15 protein-coding genes are annotated in these 23,414 nt (G+C 34.2%); 10 read left to right on the plus strand and 5 right to left on the minus strand.

The annotated features are described in order from the left end of the window. Positions 1-4 precede the first annotated feature (4 nt). From BUC31_RS04985 to BUC31_RS04995, 3 genes are all read right to left on the minus strand, one after another. A complete protein-coding gene (locus BUC31_RS04985) occupies positions 5-3,346 on the minus strand; it encodes a VCBS repeat-containing protein (protein WP_073241819.1) in 3,342 nt (1,113 codons plus the stop codon). Between the two features lie 67 nt (positions 3,347-3,413). Further along, positions 3,414-5,291: a RagB/SusD family nutrient uptake outer membrane protein gene (locus tag BUC31_RS04990; protein ID WP_073241821.1), complete on the minus strand. Its 1,878-nt coding sequence runs from the start codon at positions 5,289-5,291 to the stop codon at positions 3,414-3,416. Positions 5,292-5,300: 9 nt separating this feature from the next. Continuing rightward, positions 5,301-8,552 (minus strand): SusC/RagA family TonB-linked outer membrane protein, encoded by a 3,252-nt coding sequence (locus BUC31_RS04995; RefSeq protein ID WP_073241823.1) that lies wholly within the window; start codon positions 8,550-8,552, stop codon positions 5,301-5,303. Positions 8,553-8,998: 446 nt separating this feature from the next. Between BUC31_RS04995 and BUC31_RS05000 the strand changes: the two genes are divergently transcribed. Together BUC31_RS05000 and BUC31_RS05005 are read left to right on the plus strand one after the other, a co-directional pair. Then, positions 8,999-10,015 (plus strand): GntR family transcriptional regulator, encoded by a 1,017-nt coding sequence (locus BUC31_RS05000; RefSeq protein WP_073241825.1) that lies wholly within the window; start codon positions 8,999-9,001, stop codon positions 10,013-10,015. Between the two features lie 140 nt (positions 10,016-10,155). Continuing rightward, the gene (locus BUC31_RS05005; RefSeq protein WP_073241827.1) at positions 10,156-11,130 is read left to right on the plus strand and encodes a polyprenyl synthetase family protein; all 975 of its coding nucleotides are present in this window, start codon (positions 10,156-10,158) and stop codon (positions 11,128-11,130) included. Here BUC31_RS05005 and BUC31_RS05010 read toward each other — a convergent pair. Both BUC31_RS05010 and BUC31_RS05015 read right to left on the minus strand, forming a co-directional pair. Further along, on the minus strand, positions 11,127-12,269 hold the full coding sequence (locus tag BUC31_RS05010) for a lycopene cyclase family protein (protein WP_073241829.1): 1,143 nt from the start codon (positions 12,267-12,269) through the stop codon (positions 11,127-11,129). The two genes, BUC31_RS05005 and BUC31_RS05010, sit on opposite strands and share 4 nt — an antisense overlap. Before the next feature lie 75 nt (positions 12,270-12,344). Continuing rightward, positions 12,345-14,627 carry a TonB-dependent receptor gene (locus BUC31_RS05015; protein WP_073241830.1) on the minus strand — a complete coding sequence of 761 codons (2,283 nt, stop codon included), beginning with the start codon at positions 14,625-14,627 and terminating at the stop codon, positions 12,345-12,347. A 77-nt stretch (positions 14,628-14,704) separates the two neighbouring features. Between BUC31_RS05015 and BUC31_RS05020 the strand changes: the two genes are divergently transcribed. The 8 genes from BUC31_RS05020 (at position 14,705) to BUC31_RS05055 (ending at position 23,409) form a co-directional block, all read left to right on the plus strand. Continuing rightward, positions 14,705-15,367: a metal-dependent transcriptional regulator gene (locus tag BUC31_RS05020; protein WP_073241832.1), complete on the plus strand. Its 663-nt coding sequence runs from the start codon at positions 14,705-14,707 to the stop codon at positions 15,365-15,367. A 26-nt stretch (positions 15,368-15,393) separates the two neighbouring features. Then, the gene (locus BUC31_RS05025; RefSeq protein WP_073241834.1) at positions 15,394-16,215 is read left to right on the plus strand and encodes a ZIP family metal transporter; all 822 of its coding nucleotides are present in this window, start codon (positions 15,394-15,396) and stop codon (positions 16,213-16,215) included. Positions 16,216-16,302: 87 nt separating this feature from the next. Next, entirely contained in the window at positions 16,303-16,743 is a 441-nt protein-coding gene (locus BUC31_RS05030) for a hypothetical protein (RefSeq protein WP_073241836.1), read from the plus strand. A 68-nt stretch (positions 16,744-16,811) separates the two neighbouring features. Further along, on the plus strand, positions 16,812-17,234 hold the full coding sequence (locus tag BUC31_RS05035) for a DUF2141 domain-containing protein (protein ID WP_073241838.1): 423 nt from the start codon (positions 16,812-16,814) through the stop codon (positions 17,232-17,234). Between the two features lie 365 nt (positions 17,235-17,599). Then, complete coding sequence (locus tag BUC31_RS05040; protein WP_244534006.1) at positions 17,600-18,643, plus strand: endo alpha-1,4 polygalactosaminidase; 1,044 nt, start codon at positions 17,600-17,602, stop codon at positions 18,641-18,643. An 813-nt stretch (positions 18,644-19,456) separates the two neighbouring features. Continuing rightward, complete coding sequence (gene pelF, locus BUC31_RS05045) at positions 19,457-21,001, plus strand: GT4 family glycosyltransferase PelF (RefSeq protein WP_073241840.1); 1,545 nt, start codon at positions 19,457-19,459, stop codon at positions 20,999-21,001. Positions 21,002-21,077: 76 nt separating this feature from the next. After that, positions 21,078-22,607, plus strand: a complete 1,530-nt coding sequence (locus BUC31_RS05050) for a hypothetical protein (RefSeq protein WP_244534035.1) — start codon at positions 21,078-21,080, stop codon at positions 22,605-22,607. Then, positions 22,594-23,409, plus strand: coding sequence for an endo alpha-1,4 polygalactosaminidase (locus BUC31_RS05055; RefSeq protein ID WP_073241844.1), 816 nt, complete (start codon positions 22,594-22,596; stop codon positions 23,407-23,409). The genes BUC31_RS05050 and BUC31_RS05055 overlap by 14 nt, the downstream gene beginning before the upstream one ends. The last annotated feature ends 5 nt before the right edge of the window (positions 23,410-23,414 follow it).

Consider the following 23,414-nt stretch of genomic DNA (forward strand, 5'->3'; position numbering starts at 1 on the left):
TGAGCTATTTTAAAAGTTTATAGGTTTCAGTAGATGCGCCGTAACTGGTTAATATAAGTTTATCATTTATCAATACTGAATGGGTATTACTTCCTTTTATAGATAGACCAGATTTGGTTTGAGGCAAGTATTTAAAAGTACCGTCACCGACACCTAAAAGTACTGTGCCATAATTGGCATCAAACTTTCCTATTCTTAGCTTATAATAATCATTGTTGCCTAAAAGTAACAAATCAGTAATACCATCATTGTTGAGATCTGAGCTTATGATTTCTGAAATAGGGGAGTATTGAGCTTCAATTGGCAGTGAAATGTTTTGATATATGTCACTATTAGTGCTCATTAAAACTGTAGTTTTTTGATGTGTAATCGTTAATTTCTTCGCCTTCTGTAATTCACTTGGTTTGAAAATATCGTTTACAGTTGCATTAGCATATTTTTCATAGCTATTATATTGTTGTCTTTTGCCTGAAAGTTGACCTAGTAACTCATCTCTTGTTATATAGGGGTAACTAGTACCATCTGTATAAAAATTTAAAATAGGATCTACAGAGCCGTTTTTGTCAAAATCTGAATAATACAATTCAGCGGGTGTATCATTACTCACTTTAAATTGAGTATTGGTACCAATATTACCCGCAATAATATCTGGTTTACCATCATTATTAAGATCAGTTATATGTAGGCTCGTCCATAATCCAGATAAAGGCTCCTCAATAAACTGTTCAGATTCATTAATTAATTTACCATTTTTATTCAGGAAGATAGAAATAGGCATCCATTCACCAACAACTATTAAATCTTCTATTTGGTCACCATCTATGTCTGCCCAAACAGCATCAGTGGTCATACCTAAGGTTTTCAATGAAGGCTGAATATCATTGGTCTTGTCGGTGAAATTGCCTTTGCCATCATTTATTAGAATATAGCTTCTAGATGATTCAGGAAAATGACCTGGCATAACAGAGCCACCAATAAAAATATCTAAAAATGTATCGTTATTCACATCTGAGAAAGCAACTGAACCCGTATTAGTCTGCATGCTTGGTAGTGCATTTGTTGACTTTGTAAAATTTCCTTTTCCGTCTCCTAAATACAGTCGGTCTTGTAATAAAGGATCATTCTGGGCAAAATCATGGTAACCACCACTGGCAGCATATATGTCTAAATTACCATCATTATCTACATCAGAAAGTGCGATATCTGAATCGGACTGTTCTTTGTCTACATTAAAACTAGTATTTATCTTTTGAGTAAATTTCTTATTCTTAGTTTGTATGAATATGGATGTTGGTTGCCCAATGCCACCACCAATTACAATATCTTCAAAACCATCATTATTAATATCACCCTTAGCCATTGGTGGACCATCATGCGATAATTGTTTCAATAAAAGCGACTGCCTTTTAAAGTCATTTACTGATGATGATTGGTGCTGGTATGTAATAACATTTGCAATCTTTGAAAATAAGACTTCTGTCCTGTCTTTTACTAAAGCTGATTTTTTCGCATTGCTTTCTTCAAGTACTAATAATTGATTTGTTGAAATTTGTGTAAGAGTTTCTGTTTTGCCAGAATTCCAGCTAATTACTAGAGAGTCTATGGTAGTGTTATCAGCTAATCCAAAATGTAAAATGGGCGAAACAGTTGAAAGGTAACCTTGAGTTGGCATTTGTTCAACTACTTGTATTTTTCCATGATTGAAAATACTTACTTTAGAACCAATGCCATTTGTATTTTTATCAGCGCCTTTTAGTTTTATACTTAAATAATTGTTGGTTTCATTTGGCGAATCGTTTCGGTAAATAAAAGCGGATTTGTTAATGTTATTTACCACTAGATCCAAATCACCATCATTATCCAAATCGGTATATATAGCTCCGTTGCTATTTGCAGGTTGATCCGTACCCGCTACTTTAGTATTGTCAGTGAATTTTAAGCCGTCTTTATTGCTGAAATAGAAGTTTGTTAAGTTAGATGCGGGCATTTCTTTTATCAGTTCAAGAACATCTTGTCTTTGTAACCTGCCTTTAGATTGTACATAACTATCCATGTAGTTGATGAAGTCTAAATTGGTGTAGTCCCTAAAATATCCGTTAGAGATAAACAAATCTTTAAATCCGTCATTATCAAAATCTGCAAATATGGGAGCCCAGCTCCAATCTGTATTCGAAATACCAGATAGCTGTCCAATCTCGCTAAAGGTGTCATCACCATTGTTTAATTGCAGCATGTTACGCATATACTGATGGTGAAATCCGCTTCTAATATTTAAATCGAATTTTTCATAATTATCTGGCGATAACAGTAGCTTTTGGCGTTTGTTATCTTTTGGTAACATATCTAATGTGAAAATATCTTGTAGACCGTCATTGTTAATATCTGTCACATTATTTCCCATAGAAAAGTGACTTGTATGACCCATTTGTGATCCTAATTGGTCTGTAAATGTTCCATTTTGATTGTTGATATATAAATAATCTGGTACAGTGTAATCATTGGAAATGTAAAAATCTTGCCATCCGTCGTTATTGATGTCACTTATGGCAATACCTAATCCGTAAGTTAAAGCAGAACCGCTAATGCCTGCTTTTTCAGTAATGTCGTAAAATTTATTATTTCTTTGTTCAAATAGGCGAGTGCCTTGAAACGGGTCGTCTTTTTTTAAAAATTCTTTTGTGCTGACTTCATTTAGTACTGGAAGTGATTTCGGATTATGATTTAGTAAAAGCATATCTAAGTCGCCGTCTTTATCATAATCAAAGAAATAACCTTGATTGCTGAATGCTGCACTTGCCAATCCATATTCTTCAGCTTGTTCTTTGAAAATAGGAATGTTATTAGCGTTGTTACCTTGATTGATAAAAAGCTGATTTTTACGCTTAGCATCTGGCAAAGCGCCTGAATAACATAGGTATAGGTCTAATTTTCCGTCACCATTTACATCTACAGAGGTAATCCCGGTTTTCCAAGGTCCAGGTCTGCCTTCAACTTTAGATATTGAGGTAATATCTTTAAAAGTAAAATCATCTTCATTTATGTAGAATTTGTTCTCACCCATGTTAGAGGTGAAATATAAATCTTGTAATCCGTCATTATTAAAGTCTCCTGTAGCTACGCCACCACCATTATATAAGTATTCATATACTAATACATTAGCATTTAGCCCTTCTTTTAAAGTGTTCTGAAAAGTAACATTTGTTTCATTTTCAGATAAGAGTGTAAATAAAGTTGGTTTTTCAACGGTATCAATTGTTGATGTTACCTCATCTTTATTAGCCTTTTCTTTGCAGCTTTGAAGAAGTATACATGCGACAAATAGATAGAGAGTTAGATTTTTTATCATTTGCTTAAAAGTAAAAGATCTATCCCAAAAGGGGATAGATCTTTAATTTAACTCAATTTAAACTAAACTAATAACCTGGATTCTGAATCAATAGGTTATTTCTGTTGATTTCATCTCTACTAATAGGCATGAAATACATTTTGTCATCCCAAGTTCTGGTTTCGTTATCATTATTATCCACAACGGTATATGTATAATCATATACTGTTGGGTCATATTGATAAGGTGCTCTTGGTGTAGCGCCTGCTTTTAATGCTGCAGTTACTTTCATTACTTTAATACCTCTACCTAATGTTTGGTCAGCGATCATCCATCTTCTTGCATCATGATATCTATGCTCTTCATAAGCTAGCTCAACCCTTCTTTCGTTGATATAGTCTTCTAAAAGTTCAGTACCTGATGATTCAATTGCCGGCATACCTGCTCTAAAACGAATCTTGTTCAGCCAATTTCTAGCTTCACCTTCATCACCTAGTGCAATAGATGCTTCTACATAGTTTAATATTACTTCAGTATAACGAATAAACGGCCATGGTACAACCTGTGCACTTGATTGATTGTCTACTAATGATGGATCTGAATCGATAAATTTACGAACGTAATATCCAGTTCTACTTCCATTCCAGTTCTCGATAGGTGAATCACGCATATCTACACCAGCAATAATTCCGCCACTACCATCTGCATAGGTACCTGTTTGAATTTCATCATAAGGATCAATAGCAGCCACATCATCTGGTCTTGGTTTCCATGGTGCACCATCATAAAGAACAGTTGCAGCCAATCTTGGATCTCTATTTTCATACGGAGCAGCAGCGTGCTCAGGATTGCTCCAATCAAAATCAGAACCGTCCATCATTTGGTAATCATCTACCAATTGTTGTATAGGCGTATTACCGGCCCAGTTATGGTATCCGTTTGGACCATTGTTAATCCCTTGGTGAATACCACCTAAAGGCCAGTTACTTTCAGCCGTAAATAAAGGTGAATGTGTTCTTTCAAATAAAAGTTCAGATCTTGCAGCAGCATCACCAACAGCACTACCACCTCCCATAGCAATGGAGATATAAGTCTGTTCAGCTTCTTCTGCAGATGCAGGCGCTGCTAAATCTAATTTGTAACCAGTTGTAGCATCTAATACTGCCTTGGCTGCAGTTTTAGCGGCTGTCCATCTAGCATCTCTATCACCAGAAGTGTAAGCAACTAATTCTAGATTTGAATATCCACCTAGTACTGATGATTTTGCACTGGCAGTTGGTCCGTCTCTTAAATCACTAGCTGCATAAGTAAGTATTCTAGATTTTAAACCCATAGCACTTAACATTGATGCTCTACCAGGAGTTACATCTTTACCGTCTAATAATGATATTGCTTTATCTAAATCATCAGTAACGAAAGTTACGTTCTCTGCGTATGTACCTCTAGCTATTGTATAGTCGTCATCAAGACCATAAGGAGCATCTATTAATGGTGCCCCACCATAAAAGCGCATTAGTTGATGGTAATAATAAGCTCTTAAAAAATGAGATTCACCTAGTAATCTATCTTTTAGTGCTTGGTCCTCAAACCCTGCATTTGGTAATTCTTGTATTGCGATATTCGCTTTGCGAATAGCTAAATACAACTCATTCCATTGCGGAATGATATTAACGTTCCCCGTTCCTGACGGTGAAAGTGAACCTTCTGTAATTACATTTACACCTCTACCAGAGTGCGTAAACATTGCTTCGTCTGTTAATGAAGCTAAACCTTCTTCCTCAAATCCTCCATAGCCTAGAGATGAGTAAACATTAAATACAAAAGCTTCTGATAAAGCTCCATCTGCCCAAGTGGCATCTGCTGAAATGGCATCTAATGGTGAGGTTTCTAAAAAATCTTCATTACACGAAATAGGTACTAACGCGAGCGTTAGTAAGCCTAAGAGTACTAATTTTCTTTTTTTCATGATTTTTTTTTAAAATGTTAAACTAAAACCTGTGTTAATAATTGACTGTTGTGGGTAGAACTGACCACTATTACTAGTCGATTCAGGGTCGTAGATATCTTGAGCTGCCCATGTAGCCAAGTTAAGGCCGCTCATGTATACCTTAAATTTAGAAAGCCCGAACTGACTGATCATTTCTGAAGGGAAATTATATGCCAATTGAACGTTCTTAAGTCTTAAATAATCTTTGCTAAAAAGGTTATATGTGTTATTTCCATAATCACCACCGGTATAATACGTATCTCCACGACTTGCTAGCCTTGGGTGAACGCTACTTGGGTTATCTGGACTCCATCTATTATCGTAGCTATACTTTAAGAAGTTACCAATATCACCAGATTCTGTTTGAATGAATAATTTGGCACCTGTTGCACCTTGTAATAATAGTGAAAGGTCAAAATTCTTATATGAAGCATTGAAGGTAACACCAAAGTTGAAATTAGGGTTGATGCTATTTGTTAGTCTTACTTGATCTAAATCATTGATAGCACCATCACCATTAACATCTTTAAATTTCATGTCACCTGGCTCTAGTTGAGGTTTAACAGCGCTATAGTCTAATGTATTTGCACTAACGGCAGCTTCATCTATGAATACTCCGTCTGACTCATAAACTAAGTACGAACCAATTGGTTTTCCTTCTTGTAATTGATAATCTGGAGCTCCAGGTATTTCATCTAAGAACTCAACACTGTTTTGGGCGTAACCACCGTTTACACCAACATCCCACTTAAACCCATCAACACTACCGCCGAAATAGTTTAAAGCAAATTCAAAACCTTCATTATTTACCTTACCAGCATTAACTGGAGGTAATAAATCTGAAATACCAGAAGAACCTGGTGTAGAACCTGTTTTCTGAATTAGAATTTGATCACGTTTGTTTAAAAAGTATTCAAGAGTAAAACTCAATTTGCCATCTAAAACTATACCATCTAAACCAATGTTATAATTTTTAGCACGCTCCCAAGTAAAGCTAGGGTTAGCCAATAAGTTTTCGAACAATGTAGTTTGTACTTGACCATTTATAGGATACTGTCCGAATTCATAAATAGACTGATATGCATATTCCTGTAATTCGTCATCTGTAATCTCGCCATCACCATTAGAGTCAAAAGAAACTTGATCATTACCCATTTCTCCGTAAGAAGCTCTAAGTTTTAAGTAACTGATTGAATCTACATTAAACCAATCTTCATTATTAATGTTCCAACCAAGTAATAAACCTGGAAAGAACCCAAAACGATCATCACCTGGGAAGATGTAAGAACCATCAACTCTCCAAATAAATTCTGCTAAATATTTTTCCTTGTAGTTATACTGAGCACGCCCATAATATCCTAAACGAGTACGGTTATATCCATAACCATCTGTTTCTTGTGCAATTTCACCACCAACTCCAAGTTGATCAACTGCCGTAGAAAGATAGTTTCTTCTAAATGCCGAGAAAAACTCACCTTGAAAATTTTCACGTGTAATACCTGCTAAAATACCAATGTTATGATCCTCTCCAATTGTTTTATCATAAGTCAATATACCAGTAAGGTTGGTGTTTAGTACATTATTAGATGATTGTAGTAATCTTGCATCTGTAAAATTAGAACGAATAGATCCGCTTAGTTCAGGAGTTCCTGTGGCAATATAATTTGCACGGTCTAATGAATAAAGTGTCCACGGTGTTTGCCATAATTTTCTACGTAACTGACTTTGATCTACACCTGCCGTTAAATTTAATTTAAGACCTTCTACCCATGGGTTCGTAATATCAACCGAACCTGTAAATTGTAAGAAATCTGTTGGTTGCTTGTCATAACCAGTAGCATTGGTCGTAACCACAACTGGTTGTTGTCCATTTTCAATATCTGGTCCTGGTAATCCGTTTGGCCATATTGCAGGTTCGTTTGGTCTACCTCTCATTAACATTCTAAAAATAGCACCTGCACCTTCAGTAGGGAAAGTTCTATCTTCCTTTCTGTATGCCATGCTCAACTTTGTAGAAATGTAGTCGTTAATTCTAGCATCGGTATTTAATCTAAAATTATATTGCTGATACCTGTTCGCTGAATTCTTGTATATAGCGCCTTGGTCAGAATACCCTAAAGAAGCATAGTATTTTAAATCTTCATTACCACCACTTATAGATAGATTGTGTCTCTGTTGTTCTGCCCAATCTTTAAAAGTTGCACCGAACCAATCTGTGTCTGGGTATAACCATGGGTCTGCACTAGTTCTATAATTATTAATTGTCTCTGGACTAAAAGCTGCATTTACAGTTTCTGCAGGACTACTGCCAGGTATTGTATAGCTGCCAGAAGTTTGAAATGCAGTGTTTGCTGTACCCCATTGCGATGCTGGTATGTTACTATTGTAAATTGCCAGTTCGTTCATTATGGTTTGGTACTCTACAGCACTAGCCATTTCTGGAGTTCTTGTCGGTCTTGTAAGTCCAAAATCGGCTTTATAGTTTATTTGCATTTTGCCAACTTTACCAGTTTTGGTAGTAACTATAATTGCACCGTTTGCAGCTCTTGCACCATAAATTGCAGCTGAAGCATCTTTAAGAACAGAAATGTTTGCAATGTCATCTGCATTGATACGACCTATACCGCCATCTCTATCTGGTATACCGTCAATTACAATTAGTGGTTGGTTGTTACCCAAGGTGTTTGTACCACGGATGCTAATAGTAGATTCGTCATTACCAGGCTCACCACTGGTTTGTACGATTACTACCCCAGGTAGTCTACCTGCCAATGAGTTAGATACACTTATTGCGGGCGAACTTTCTAGAACAGGACCTTGTACGGCAGTAACTGCACCAGTTACGGTTGCCTTTTTTTGTGTACCATAACCAACGACAACTACTTCGTCTAAGTTGGCAACGTCTTCTTCTAAAGAAACGTTGATGGTGCTTTTGTTATTTACGGGTACTACTACAGCTTTAAAGCCAATGTAGCTAAATCGTAAACTGGTACTGCCATCATCTACGGTAATCGTAAAGTTACCATCAAAATCTGCTTGTACTCCTGTTGTTGGGTTATTGGCATCAATGACAGATACACCAGGTAAAGGCATGTTGTCTGAGGCTGATGTAATAGTACCTGAAACAGTTGTTTGTGCGTGGAGACTGGTTAAGAGAAATCCACTAAAAAATAAAATCATCGTTAAGCCTACATGATTTCGAATCATGGAAAACTTAGGAAAGTTTTTTTGATAATTCATAAAGTTAGTTGTTACAGTTGTTAGTTATTGTTGTTGACAGTGGAATCATAATCTCATGGGAGCATTTTGAGATAAAAAGACTATGATACACTATGCTACTATAGACAAATATATAAATTAATGTTAATTTAATAAATTTTGCTATGTTATTTTTTGAATATGATATTTGAAATGTAAAATATTGACAATTTATCAGTGTTAACATTTCGTTAGGATTCCCTATTTATAGGGGATTTTCTTTGGAGTTGAGATTTTTTAATCAAAAAAAATATTTTTAAAAAAGTTTCATGTGAACGTTTTACTTCTATTTTTAATGATTGTTAATCGTAGATTTTTTGTTAATTCTCCTCTGCTGAATTACGGTTCAATAGTGAAACTAAAAATGGTAGAACTTTGATATATTTTATTAAATTGTATATTGACGGCTCTTAATTTGATTATAATTTATGCCGGTTATTAGTAAAATTTTAAACCTAACCCACAATAATAACCTTACAAAACACGAGCAATTGGTTCAAGGAGTTATTGAATCAATTGAAGGAGGAGAATTGACCGTCGGTGACCGCTTACCCTCTATAAATATTATGGTTGAGGAAATTGGTTATGCTCGAAAAACTATTTTTAAAGCATACGAAGAACTTAAAAATAGAGGCTTAATTGAGTCTAGGCAATTAAAAGGGTATTTTGTAATTAGCCAAGCAACAAACATTACTAAAAGAATGGCGTTGTTGTTGTTTGCTTTTCAGAGTTATCAAGAAGAATTCTATAAAACCTTTCGAAAAGAGATGGGTAAGCGATTTCAAATCGATGTTTTTTTTCACCATAATAATCCTACTGTTTTTGAAACCATTATGACCAATATAAATGGTAAATATGGAATGTATGTCGTTGCGCCTATTCAAAATCAAAAGACTGCTCAGTTACTGCAGAATATTGAACCTAAGAAATTGCTACTAGTAGATCGTTATTTAAATTTGGGAAAGTCCTTTTCCTATATTACTCAAGAATTTGAAGATGTTATTTATACTTCTTTAGTACAATTGCTTCCTGAAATAAAAAAATATAATAAGATTATACTTTATTTTAATGAAGAGAGCGATTATTCACCACTAACAATTAAAAAAGCTTTTGAGAAATTTTTAAATGAGTTTTCAATCGTTGGTGTAGTTAAAGAAAACTATACTATTGGTTCTGCAACTAAGGGTAATCTTTATTTTGCATTAGGCGATACTATTCTATGGCATATTTTACGTGATTCTGTACGTAAAAAATTAGTGATCGGAGAAGATATCGGTATACTTTCACAGAATGATAATGTTTCAAAAGAGATTGTTTTTGGTGGTATTACTACCATTTCTACAGATTTTAATGAAATGGCCAAGGCAGCAGCTAGGCACATAAAAAATGAAAGTGTTACTCAGGTAATTATGCCATCTAAGTTAATTAAACGCGCTTCTTTATAACATAATCTTGTTCCAATTTAATGCTGAGGGTAAAATCTTAGTTTTCTTGGATATAATAGGGTTTAGAGATTTGTTCCTTCTAGTGTAAAAAGGGTGTGTTTCAATCTTATTTGTTCTATTTTTGAAAAAAATTGCGGGGAATGCATACTATTACTGAATATAGAGAAGAGTTTATTGCGTATTTGGACTCAATGAAAATTACAAAGGAACCTAGAAACCTTTATGAGCCCATTACCTATATTCTTGGTTTAGGCGGAAAGCGCTTAAGACCAGTTTTAGTATTAATGACCGCTGAGATTTTTAAAGGTGATTTTAAAAAAGCTTTAGATGCCGCAGTAGCTATTGAGGTTTTTCACAATTTTTCTTTAGTGCATGATGATATTATGGATGATGCCCCTGTTCGTAGAGGGCAAACCACCGTTCATGAAAAATGGGATATAAATACTGGTATTCTATCTGGTGATGCAATGCTAATTATGGCGTATCAGCTTTTTGAAAACTATGAGCCTAATGTATTTAGAGATCTTGCTAAATTGTTTAGTAAAACAGCATTAGAAGTTTGCGAGGGTCAACAATACGATGTCGATTTTGAAACAAGAGACGATGTAATGTTGCCTGAATATTTAAAAATGATTGAGTACAAAACTGCTGTTCTTGTTGCTGCAGCTCTTAAAATGGGAGCTATTGTTGCGGGTGCTTCAGATACTGCACAAGAACAAATGTATAATTTTGGATTAAATCTTGGTATTGCCTTTCAATTGCAAGATGATTATTTAGATGTATTCGGTGATCCAGAAACGTTCGGAAAACAAGTAGGTGGCGATATTATTGAGAATAAGAAAACGTATTTATATCTAAAAGCATTGAATTCTGGTTCTGAAATAATGAAGCAAGAATTGGAGCATTTATACTCTATTCAGCCAAAAGAATCAGAATCTAAGGTTAAGGCCGTACGCTCAATTTTTAAAAAAACAGAAGCAGATAGGGCTACTAAAGTTGCTATTTCAGACTACACGGCAAAAGCATTTGAAGTATTGGATGAAATGGAGATAGAGCAGGAAAACAAAGATTTGTTAAAACAATTCGGCGAAAACCTTATGAATAGAACGGTTTAAAATAGCCTTCTAAATAGCGCTTTTATAAATGGAGCTTTCGGGCAAGAATTTATATAAATGATATCTTCTTTTAAACTTGTTTTTTCATCAAGAAATTTAAATACCATTTGTGGTTTTAAAGATTTAAAAATAGATTCGAAAATGGCATGTCCGTTGCCATTATTATGATGTAAAACATCTAAAAAGAGCATATCATAAAACCAGAATTTATTTTTTAATTTCATTTTCTGAAGTGGCTTCCCTTGTTTTATAAGTTCAATTAATTTAGGAATCTTATTTGTAGTACTCATTAAAGTATAGCCTGTGCTTGGTTTTGCCCATCCGCCTGCGGTACCTATATATCTAACTCTCCTAGTGTGGTGTTCTCTAAAATCATAAGCGGTCATTGGTATGCTACCTGCTTCCTTTTCAATAATCTCATAAGTTTTACATTGAAAACGGTCTACTATATACTCTTTTATAGCGGCTTCATATTCGGCTTTTGGTAATAATTGTTCTGAGAACAATGTGTATTCAATTAACGCGGTGTTATTTGAATAAGGTAGTACATACATGAAACGAGTATTTCCTTTTTGTGGGATGGAAAAATCCATGTAAGTAACTTCATTGGCATTGAAAATGGGCTTTTCGGTTTTAATCACCCAGCCCACAAAATGTTGCTGCAATACCGGATATTTTTTTTGCCCCGTTGCCATTTTATAGTCAAAAAGACTATTGAATATGAACTTGCCAGAATACGTGTTATTCGTAGTTTTTACGGTAACCTCAGTGGCTGACTCATTTAAGTAAACCATACTTTCTTGAACAAAAGTGATATGAGATGATTCTTTTATACGACCTAAGTAATATTTGTAAAAATCAATACTCCTAATCATTTTATAGGAATACGGATTAATATCTGTTCTTTTAAGTACATCTTCTCCTTGAAAGTGAATAGAACTCCATCTTTTATGGATAATAGCTTCAAACTGACCATCGCCTTCTTCCCAAAAACACCATGTTCTATCATTACTATTTTTTGGGTCTTTGTCAAGAAGTAATATCCTCTTATCATCAAAAAACGAATCATTAAGCATGGCATCAGCCAGTAATAAACCAGATGCGCCTGCACCAATAATGATATAATCGTATTCGTTCATGAATTTTTAAAACTTTGCTCAGGGTATTAAATACTGAGAATCCCAAAAATACGAAATAGCAGTTGGCTTTTGTGCTTAATTCAATGTGTAACGTAATCCGAAAAATGTACGTATGCCTTGGTTGGGTCCGTATACGTAGGAAGGGTCAAAAGTTAACCCATTTGGGTTATTTGGTGTAGCCACAGCGTTGCCATTAGTATCAAAAGTAACTTCTTTGTCAAATGGGTCATTTGCACGTGCTATTATAAATGGATTTCCTCTATTAGGAGTCCAATCTAATAAGTTTTTAACTCCGCCATAAAATTCAAAATTCTTTAAACCATCATACGTAAATTGAATGTTTTGAATACTCCATACTGGTGAAAAATCACTTCTAGGATCGCTTTCGCCTAAGGTTGGTAAACGCATTGGTCCATATAAATTACCGGTGTAGTCAATGTTTAGGTTCCAGGTACGTATATCATAGCCAACACTCCAGTTTGCAGAATAACTTTCTGTAAGAATTTGTCTTTCTTTTACACCGTCTTCTGTATTACTTACATTTTGTATGGTACCACCTAGCATGAATTTTAAACCGTTGTAAAATGAAACATCTACATTGGCGCTCACTCCTTTTGAAATAGAGGTGCCGTTTAAATTATCATATATAATCTGATTTGGGTTTGTATCGTAATCAGGGATAATCACATTCTGAAAATTGGTATAAAATACAGAGGCGTCTAGACTAACAAAAGTGCCATTATCACCATAAATTTTCTTCAAGTAATTTAGGTTTACATTAAATGAACGCTCTGGTTTTAATTCTTCGGCAATAATAACATCTCGTGAGCCCGTTAATGCAGCATGATCTTCTGTAAATAGATTTACAACCCTAAAACCTGTGCCAGCGTTTAATCTAATAATATCATTGTCAGTGAATTTAAAACGATACGCACCTCGCGGAGTAAAAATGTTACCGTGGCGGTCATCATAATCATAACGACCACCTAACAGTAAAGAATGCTTTTTGTTGAATGCTATTTCATCTTGTACAAAAATACTCGGTATTAAAACTTCGTCTGGCTGGTTAGCATTACCATTGGCATTTAAGGTAGCTGGTGTGTTGTCATCATAGTAATTATAACGTAATGCCGTACCTGTTAAAAGGCTATGTTTACCTATAGTTTTATCCCAAGTTAATTGTGTAAAACCTATGCGTTGATCGGCTAGGTAAGGTACATTGCCGTAAACAGAATTTTGTTTGTGATCGTTATATGAAAATGAAAGCATTAGTTGCTCTTCTACCGGTAATTGATATTTACCTAAAACTTCCCATCTACGGGTGTAAATACTTTCTCCATAAATTTCATCTCCACCTCTAAATTCAGGACTCCATTGCATTTCGCCACCCCATCTATCTTCGTAAAAAAAGCGTCCGGCTAGTGAAAGAATTCGTGAGTTTTTTCTAACGAAATTCCATTTTTGAAAAACTGAAATTCGGTCTTGTAACGTTAAATCGGTAAAATTATCTCCGTTATTATCTATAGGGTTATCAAACTTGAAATAGTTTACTCCTAAGAGTACATTGGTCTTTTTGCCAATATTAAATTTAGTACCTACATCAAGGTTAAATTCTCCCCATGAGGTGACAAAACTATCCGCGAAAAAATCTGGTGCAGATAGGTTATTTTTTGTGATGATATTTATGAGTCCGCCAACAGCTTCACTTCCGTAAAGTGTAGAAGCGGGACCTTTTACAACTTCAATTTGTTCAATTAACGAGTTTGGAATCCCAGATAGCCCATATACGGTTCCTAGACCGCTAACAATTGGCATACCGTCAATAAGAACCAAGGTGTACGGACCTTCTAAGCCATTAATATGAATATCACCTGTATTACATACATTACAATTTATTTGTGGTCTAACACCGTTTACATTTTGCAAAGCTTCAAAAATACTTGCCGTGGGGTTTTTCTTGAAAAAAGTAGGTTTGTATACTTCTACGGGCACCGGACTCTCTAATCTGCTAACAGGCTTTAATGTTCCTGTAACAACCATTTCATCTAAAGATTCCGTAGAAGGTGATAAGCTGATATTAACAATTTGATTTTCGCCTTCGACAATTGTAATTGTTTGGTAAAATCTCTCAAAGCCAATGGTAGAAGCTATTAGTGTGTATTTTCCGGAGGGAATATTCTTTAAAGTGTATTGCCCATTTTCATTTGAAGCAGTACCTACTTCGGTTCCCTTTAAATAAATATTTACATAGGCTTCTGAACCGTCTTTTGATGAAACAGTGCCAGATATAGTAGAATTTTGCGCACTTATGATACCGAAAGATAAAATAGAGCAGGCAAAAAATATTATTTTAATCATCTAAATTAAATTTTAGACAAAACTAAAAAATTGTTTTTACGTATAAAAATGTATTTTTGTGTTTATATTGTTTTAACATGACATTATCTGAAGAAGATTACATAAAAGCTATTTATCATTTAAGTGAGTTCAATAGTAAGTCTGTTGCTACCAATGCAATAGCCGAGCAGATGAAAACGAAGCCGTCATCAGTTACTGACATGATTAAAAAGCTGGCTGAAAAGTCTTTGGTGAATTATAAAAAGTACCAAGGGGTATCACTTTCTGAGAAAGGAAGGCTTGTAGCACTCTCTATAATTCGAAAACATCGTTTATGGGAAGTGTTTTTGGTAGACAAATTAAATTTTTCTTGGGATGAGGTACACGTAGTTGCCGAACAATTAGAACATATAAAGAGCGATGCTTTAATAGATAAATTAGATGCCCATTTAGGTTTTCCAAAAGTGGATCCGCACGGAGACCCAATACCTAATAAAGACGGAGTTTTTACCAAATCTGTAAAGAAATTAATAAGCGAATTACCTGTTGGTAGTCAAGGGGTGTGTGTTGGAGTCAATGATTCTTCGGCGGCTTTTTTAAAGTTTTTGGATAAGAATAAAATTGCCTTGGGCGATACTTTTAAAATATTGGAAATTGAGGAGTTTGATGGTTCCGTTACTATTTCTACACGGTCAGGCTCTATCAGGATATCCAAACAAATAGCAACGAATTTATTTTTAGAGATAGTAGATGAAGAGTAGTATTTAACTGATTAATTTTTGAAATTATGGATGAAATTATAGCGTATTTTGAATCGATAGACCCAGTGTTGGCTGCGTTTTATGCGACATTATTTACTTGGGGACTAACTGCGGCCGGTGCTGCATTGGTTTTTCTATTTAAAACTATGAATCGTGCTGTTTTAGATGGTATGTTAGGTTTTACTGGTGGCGTTATGGTTGCGGCAAGTTTTTGGAGCTTATTGGCGCCTGGTATAGAAATGAGTCCTGGTGAAGGATTCGTAAAAGTGATACCTGCAGCAATTGGTTTCTTTCTAGGAGCTATGTTCATTTTTGGATTGGATAAAATTTTACCTCATTTACATATCAATTTTAAGGAAAGTGAAGCAGAAGGGGTGAAGACGCCTTGGCACAGAACTACTTTGTTAACCTTGGCAATAACACTGCATAATATACCAGAAGGTTTAGCTGTAGGGGTTCTTTTTGGTGGTGTAGCTGCTGGGTTTGAAGGCGCTTCTATTGGTGGTGCCGTTGCGTTGGCACTTGGTATAGGTTTGCAAAATTTCCCAGAAGGTTTTGCTGTTGCTATGCCATTGCGTAGACATGGTTTAAGTAGAACCAAGAGTTTTATGTTTGGTCAGGCATCTGCAATTGTAGAACCAATTGCTGCTGTATTAGGTGCATGGGCAGTCATGACTTTTCAACCTATTTTACCTTATGCGCTTTCATTTGCTGCTGGTGCAATGATCTTTGTTGTGGTGGAAGAAGTGATACCAGAAACGCAGCAAGATAAATACACCGATATTGCCACAATGGGCTTCATTGGCGGATTCATAATTATGATGACATTAGATGTTGGTTTAGGGTAAGATCAAAGTGTTTTTGTGATGTAATAATTTAATGCCAATTTTAGCGTTTAAGGCAATAGTATTGTTAACTTGATACTTTAAAATTTTATGCATTCTTCTAAGAAAAATTGGATCTGGACAATTACGTTGATCGTAACGATTATTTGTTGTGCAGCCGTTTTAATACTTCATGTTAAAAACTGGGTAACTAGTGATGCTAATACACTTGGTCTACGCTCGGGTTTTTATAATATTGAAATTCCTTTAAATGAATTAGATAGTGTGGTGTTCGTAGAAAGAATTCCACCAATGCAGCGTTTACATGGTTTTTCTGCATTAGAGAAGGAGAAGGGGATCTTTAGGGAGTTTAAAGATTCTTTGACTGATAAAAAGGTGCATGTGTTTGTAGATAATATTAATCAGAATAAAGTAAAGTTGGTTTATAAAGATTCGAGTTATGTATACTTTAACCTAAAAGATTCCGTTGAAACTGTTCAATTATTTCAGAAACTTAGTTCTAATACAGGAGCTTTAAGTGAACCCAATTAGAACAGCGAAAATTAAGATTTATAACATCGTTGAAATATTAAAACCTTTTTTGATTTTAAATAGCACCCATGATTAAAAAGAATCTATTCGTATTATTGATTATATCATTAATGTCTACCGGTCTTTTCGCACAACATAATCTTAGTTTAAATATTGACGGAGTTGCCTCTGAAAAAGGAAATATTTGTTTTGCTGTTTATAATGATGAAGGTTCTTTTTTAAAATTCGATAAAGTCTACAAATCTGGATCGGAGAAAGCTGTGAAAGGCAAAACAGCTTTTTATATCACAGATTTACCCGAAGGTGATTATGCAATTGCCATTTTTCATGATGCAAATGGAAATAAAAATTTAGACACTAACATGCTAGGTATTCCTAAAGAGCAAATTGCTTTTTCTAAAGGGAAAATGAAAATGTTCGGTCCCCCAAAATATAAAGAATGCGTGTTTACCGTGAATTCTAATATGGAGATGAATATTAGATTAAATTAAAGCTATTTCTCTGGTAAAAGTGAAGTTGATTTTTAGTGGTGGCTAGTTAATTACCCTTGAACCAGAAAAAGTAAATTTATATATAGTGTTTAAGGTTTTAAGAAACACTATAACAATTGTAAATCTCTAGAATTGAGTAGGCATTCTATTTGGGTTTAGTCTCAATTTTTATTTGACTTTTATTGCTTTTGAACGATTTTAACAGGGGTCAATGGCACGTTTTAAAAGAGTGCATATTTTGTAAGTGGTTGATATTTAACTTTTTTACAGGAAAATAAATTGCCTTAATCATTTATCTTTGTAAATTAAATCAACCAGCCAACACTTCAATTTTATTTCTAATTTTAAGTGGAAAAAAGATGCAAATGCAATTTTTAAAATATAGCCTAATAGTTATTTTTTGCTTGTTAGGTTGCGGGGACAAGGAAGAATTGCCAAATACATTAATGGATTTTGAACCTATTGAGAATGACGAGGTTGATTCTATGGATACTGAAGAGGTGGATTCTATTGATAGCATAGATTATCGCGATGAAATGCGGTCATTTGTCATTAAAATGAGTGATTATGCTAAGTCTGCAATACCTGGTTTTGTGGTTATACCTCAGAATGGTATTGAGCTGATTACTGAGAAAAACAATCCCAATGGCGAAATTTTCAAGGATTATCTACAAGCTACCGATGCAAATGGACAGGAAAATCTTTTTTACGGTTATAATGGTGATGATATTGAGACCAATACAGAAGTAACCAATTATTTGGTCGACTATTTAAAAGTAGCCCAAGCTAATGGCAATCAAATTTTTACTATTGATTATTGTAGTTCAAACGATAACATTGAGAATTCGATTGATAAAAACCAAAATTTAAACTTCATTTCATTTGCAGCAACAGATAGAAACCTAAGGGTTATTCCAGAATTATCAGAGAAACAATTACAATCAACAAAAGATATAAATGTACTAGAGGATGCCCATAATTTTCTTTTTTTGGTCAATTACAGTAATTATGAAACCAAAGAAAATTTAATCAATGAAGTAGAGCTGACGGATTATGATATAATATTCATGGATATGTTTTTTAATGATGGTACCACATTCGACAGATCTATGATAGAAAGGCTAAAGTTAAGGACTAATGGAACCAAAAGAATGGTCATTTGTTATATGTCTATAGGGGAGGCAGAAAATTATAGATATTATTGGGATGCATCTTGGGAAACTAAAACACCTGTTTGGTTGGACGAAGAAAACCCTAATTGGCCCGGTAACTACAAGGTAAAATACTGGAATCCGGAATGGCAAAGGATTATTTATGGTACTGAAGAATCCTATTTGGATAACATTATACGTTTAAATTTTAACGGTATCTATTTAGATATTGTTGACGCGTTCGAATATTATGAGTAGCATTCGTATTATTTCCAAATTCCTACCCTTTTAGATAGCTTTTATGACCTGTACCCTTATCCAATAGAATTAATTTAGTTTTAAAATTTATATATTTCATTGCTACCCTTTGCTTTATTCTAGCAAGTAATATCCAATATTTCACATAAACAAGAGGGCATTATATCGGCTAAATTTCTTGAAATGCACTTTCCTTGGGGTGTAAATCAATGCTTAGCTTTTATATAGTTAAATAGAAGGGTAATTATGAAGTAGCTACGCTGGTTTAGGGAATAGACACAACAATTATTTTTTGTGTTTGAGAGTATAAAGTACAACTACAAACAGCTGTAAATATTCATATTCAAGGCTTATATCTAATATAGGCAATACAATAATCTTTTATTCTAATATAGCGTGTAATATTAGCTTATGCTTGAATATATTATTGAAATCATCCATAAGTTTTATAAATGAAAGAACATTGGTACTACCTGAATTCTGTACTTTTTTAAAAACTTCTATCCTTTTTTAACAAATGCCCCTTACTACTGATCTAGGTCATTTAGTGTTAAAATCTTGAGATTTAAATTTAGTCATTCAAGAAATACTTCACTATGGAATATAGACTACTAGAATTAAATAATCAGTGTTTGAATTGTGTTATAAATCTACAATCTACTTCTAGCCCACCGTTGATAGTATCAATTCTGCTATTACCAGTAATCCACTACCCCCTTTTTTTCTCTTAAAATATTAATTGTGTGATATTTATATCACACAATACCAAGCTAAATACTAACATTAGAAAATCACATTTATACCATTTTATTCATGATTAAAAAAGATCCAAAACAAATACTTTTAATATGTGAGGGCACTTATCCTTTTAATACCGGGGGTGTTTCTACTTGGGCAAATGACCTATGTTCTAGAATCAATAATGCCGAGTTTGTAGTATATTCTATAAACTCAGTAGTTGAGAATACTTCTAAATATTCTTTTTCGAATCAAATAAAAAAAATCATACAAGTACCCATGTGGTCCCCAGAGGAACCATTAGATTGTGTGGATTATGGGATTGATTACCTTGATATTTTAGAAGGTAAGGAAAGAACTACCCCAGACGTTATCAATTTTAAGTTCAAAGAGAGTTTTAGGATATTTCTCAATGAAATGTATGCAGAGAAGCGTTCCATTTCTGTTTTAGATAAATCTTTCTATGAAATGTGGTCATTTTTTCAAGAATATGACTACAAAACAGCCATGGGAAGCAGTATAATCTGGGATACTTTTTGTGCTACAATAACGGAAGTGTTGCCAAAAGACGAACTGAATAGGGTAACCTTAGAGGATATGACTACGGGGTTAAGGTGGATTTATAGATTCTTAATTCCTATGGCAATTAAAGTACCTAAGGTAGATATTAGCCATGTTACTATAGCTGGGGTAGCTATAATCCCCGCTTTGGCCCTTAAATATAAATATGGCACCCCAATATTGGTTACGGAGCATGGTGTTTTTATTAGGGAAAGATTACTTTCTATAAGTACGGGTAATTATTCCTTTTTCTTAAAAAAATTATTGATTAATTTTTCGGAGTGCGTTACCAAACTTGCCTATTTTCATGCAACAAAAATAACTACGGTAAGTAATTTCAATATGCCGTGGGAGGCTTATTACGGAGCAGATATCAAAAAAACTTCGGTAATCTACAACGGTGTAGACCATCGTAAATTTAAACCCTTGCCAAAACCAAAACATTTAGAGAATACGCCTACGGTAGTTGCGGCGGCACGTATTTTTGAATTAAAGGATATACTTACTATGGTAAGAACCTGTAATGAAGTTCAAAAAAAAGTACCTAACGTTCAATTTCTTGTTTATGGCAATAAGGATGCCGTACCAGAATACACTAGGGAATGTGAATCGTTGATTAAAGATTTGGGCTTAGGTCAAAACTTTTTTTTAAACGGTTTTCATAATACGCCCCATGAACTTTATGCAGAGGGAGATATATCTATTTTAACATCAATATCTGAGGGATTCCCTTTTACGGTAATAGAGTCAATGAGTTGTGGAATACCTGTGGTAGCTACTGATGTAGGTGGCGTTTCAGAGGCATTGGATGAAAATTGTGGTGCACTATGTAAGCCTAAAGACCATATTCAGTTGGCCCGACAAGTGATTATTTTATTACAGGATAGGGAGCTTAGATTATTAAAAGGTAAAAATGCTAGAAAAAAGGTATGTGAAAATTTCACTTTGGAAAAGTTTGTTCAAGCTTTTGAAGATACGTATGATTCCCTCTCACAAAAGCGTGTAAGACTAATCAAATTAGAGCCGTCTGGTATAATTCCAATTCAATCTGTAGGTTAATATGTTGGTCAAAAATAAAAATATCCCATCTTTAATCAATAAGGTAATAGACAAAATAGGCAATCCAGTCAGTAAAATGGTTGTGTTGGCTACATTGGAATCATTTGGTATAAGAAATATCGATGTTCATCATGATTATTGCTTACCCACTTTGTCTGCTTTAGCAGATTATATTTATAGTGATTTGAAAAGCAGAGATCAAGATTCACTTTTAAATATAAATGAGCGAAACCCTAGAAAGGTAGCAGTTTCTATACCTGTTTCAGACTATCAATGGGTAAAAGCAGGACTTTTTGCAAAGTACTATCCGCTAGGAATATTCCATTTAATGCCCGTTTTTATTCAGGTTGCTACCATCATTATTTATGGATATTCACTTTGGGCCTATATGGGGTTTAATACCATACAATCTACAGCAGTGGTTTTAGGAGTAATTTTGGGTATTGTATTATCTGGTGGTTATGTTCAAATCATGGGAAGACAGGCCTCTTTCTATTGGAACCATAAGGAATATTACAAGGCCAAGGTTGTTTCTGACCGTCTTATGATGTATGGTATCAAAGGTATGCTTTTTACATTCTTGATAATGTTTTTAATAAACGGCCTTACTAAACCTTACCCTCATGCTTTTGTATTGATTACTGTTATATACGCTTTTTTGATTGGTACTTTATTGTTGGCAATAGCACCTTTTTATGCTATTGGGCAGCGTTGGGTCATTTCTGTCGTAATTGCCATCTGCTCGGTCTTTGCCTTGTTTCTGCATCTTAAAACAGAGATGCATGTGTACTTTTCCCAATGGATGGGTATCCTATTGTCTATAATGCTCTCAAAAATCTACCTCAGATTTTTTTTTAAATCAAAAATTAAGAAAATAACAGAAAACAAAGTGGAGCCTGATAAAATGATGGTAATCTATAAGAATTATCCTTATTTCTTTTATGGCATTTTTATCTATGCGTTTATTTTTATGGATAGAATAGTTGCATGGTCTGCCAATATGGAACTTAGTTCTGAATTTCCATTTCTTTATGAAAAAAGTTACGAGATTGGGATGGATCTGGCCATTATCATTTTTTTTATGCTCGCTGGAGTTATGGAATATGCTATAGCTTCATTTACCAAGTTTATGGATATAAAACAAAAAACCGTTTTGTTATCTAAAAAAAATGTTTTCGGTAAAAAAATGTTTAAAATCTATAGACACCATATTGGCTTACTCTTAATAACGGCTATCACTGCGGGTATTTTTTTGTTCTTTTTTGTAAGCAGACCATGGGGGTATTTAGCCAGTTTTGGTGAAACCATAGACGTGATAAGTACTAGGGTGTGTATAATGGGAAGTGTTGGTTATTTTTTTCTCTCTTGGGGCATGCTCAATGCACTGTATCTTTTTACTTTAAATAGGCCTAAAGAGGTTTTAAAAGCTCTTATTATATCGTCATTCATAAATTTTATTGTAGGCTTTTTTATGAGTAGATGGATAGCATTTGAGTATAGTGTGGTAGGTATGTTAATAGGCTCTTTTTTATTTATGATACTTACTACTAGGTATATAAAGCAATATTTTAATCACTTAGATTTTCATTATTATGCATCTTATTAGTCTTTACTTATTATTTCTTCCATTTACGAATAACTGGACTTACAGTAAAACTATAGGTGTAGGCGGAGGAAATTTTATCGTATGTTATGGTAAGTTAGATGCTAATTCAGTTAAAGGATATGACCTCGTAATTTTAGAACCGGGTCATTATGAAGCTCATGATATTGAGATCTTTAAAGCTCATAATAATAGAGTAGCAGCTTACATTAGTCTAACAGAAGTAAACAAAAACTCCAGATATTTTAAAGCCCTTTCACAATTTACCATGGGTAATAATGAATATTGGGAAAGTTGTTATATAGATATACGAGATAAGAATGCAAAAAAAGTAGTGCTCAACATCGTCGATGATATCTTGGATAAAGGTTTTAATGCCTTGTTTTTGGACAATCTTGACAATGTTTCACAATGGGGTGCTTTAAAAGGGTTTGAATTGGATTTGGTTTCCCTGATTATGGATATTCATATCATGAACAAGCATATTTATCTAATTCAAAATTCTGGCTTCTTTCTAAATGATTACCTACAAAATATCACTAATGCCATATTGGTAGAGTCCCTCTTCAGTTCTTATGATTTTGATACCAGTTCATATGCATGGCGAGATGATTATTCCAAAAATATAATGTTAGACCGTATCAATGAAACCCGTTCTAAAACTTCTAAAAAAATATATGTTCTAGAATATGCAGAAGCACCACATATGAAATCGCAACTGAGTAAAAAATTAGATAGCCTCAAATTAGAGTATTACATAGGGTATATAGAATTGCAGCAATTGGTCACACTAAATAGCAAATAAAAAAT

This window comes from Maribacter aquivivus, assembly GCF_900142175.1.
In the GTDB taxonomy this organism is placed as follows: domain Bacteria; phylum Bacteroidota; class Bacteroidia; order Flavobacteriales; family Flavobacteriaceae; genus Maribacter; species Maribacter aquivivus.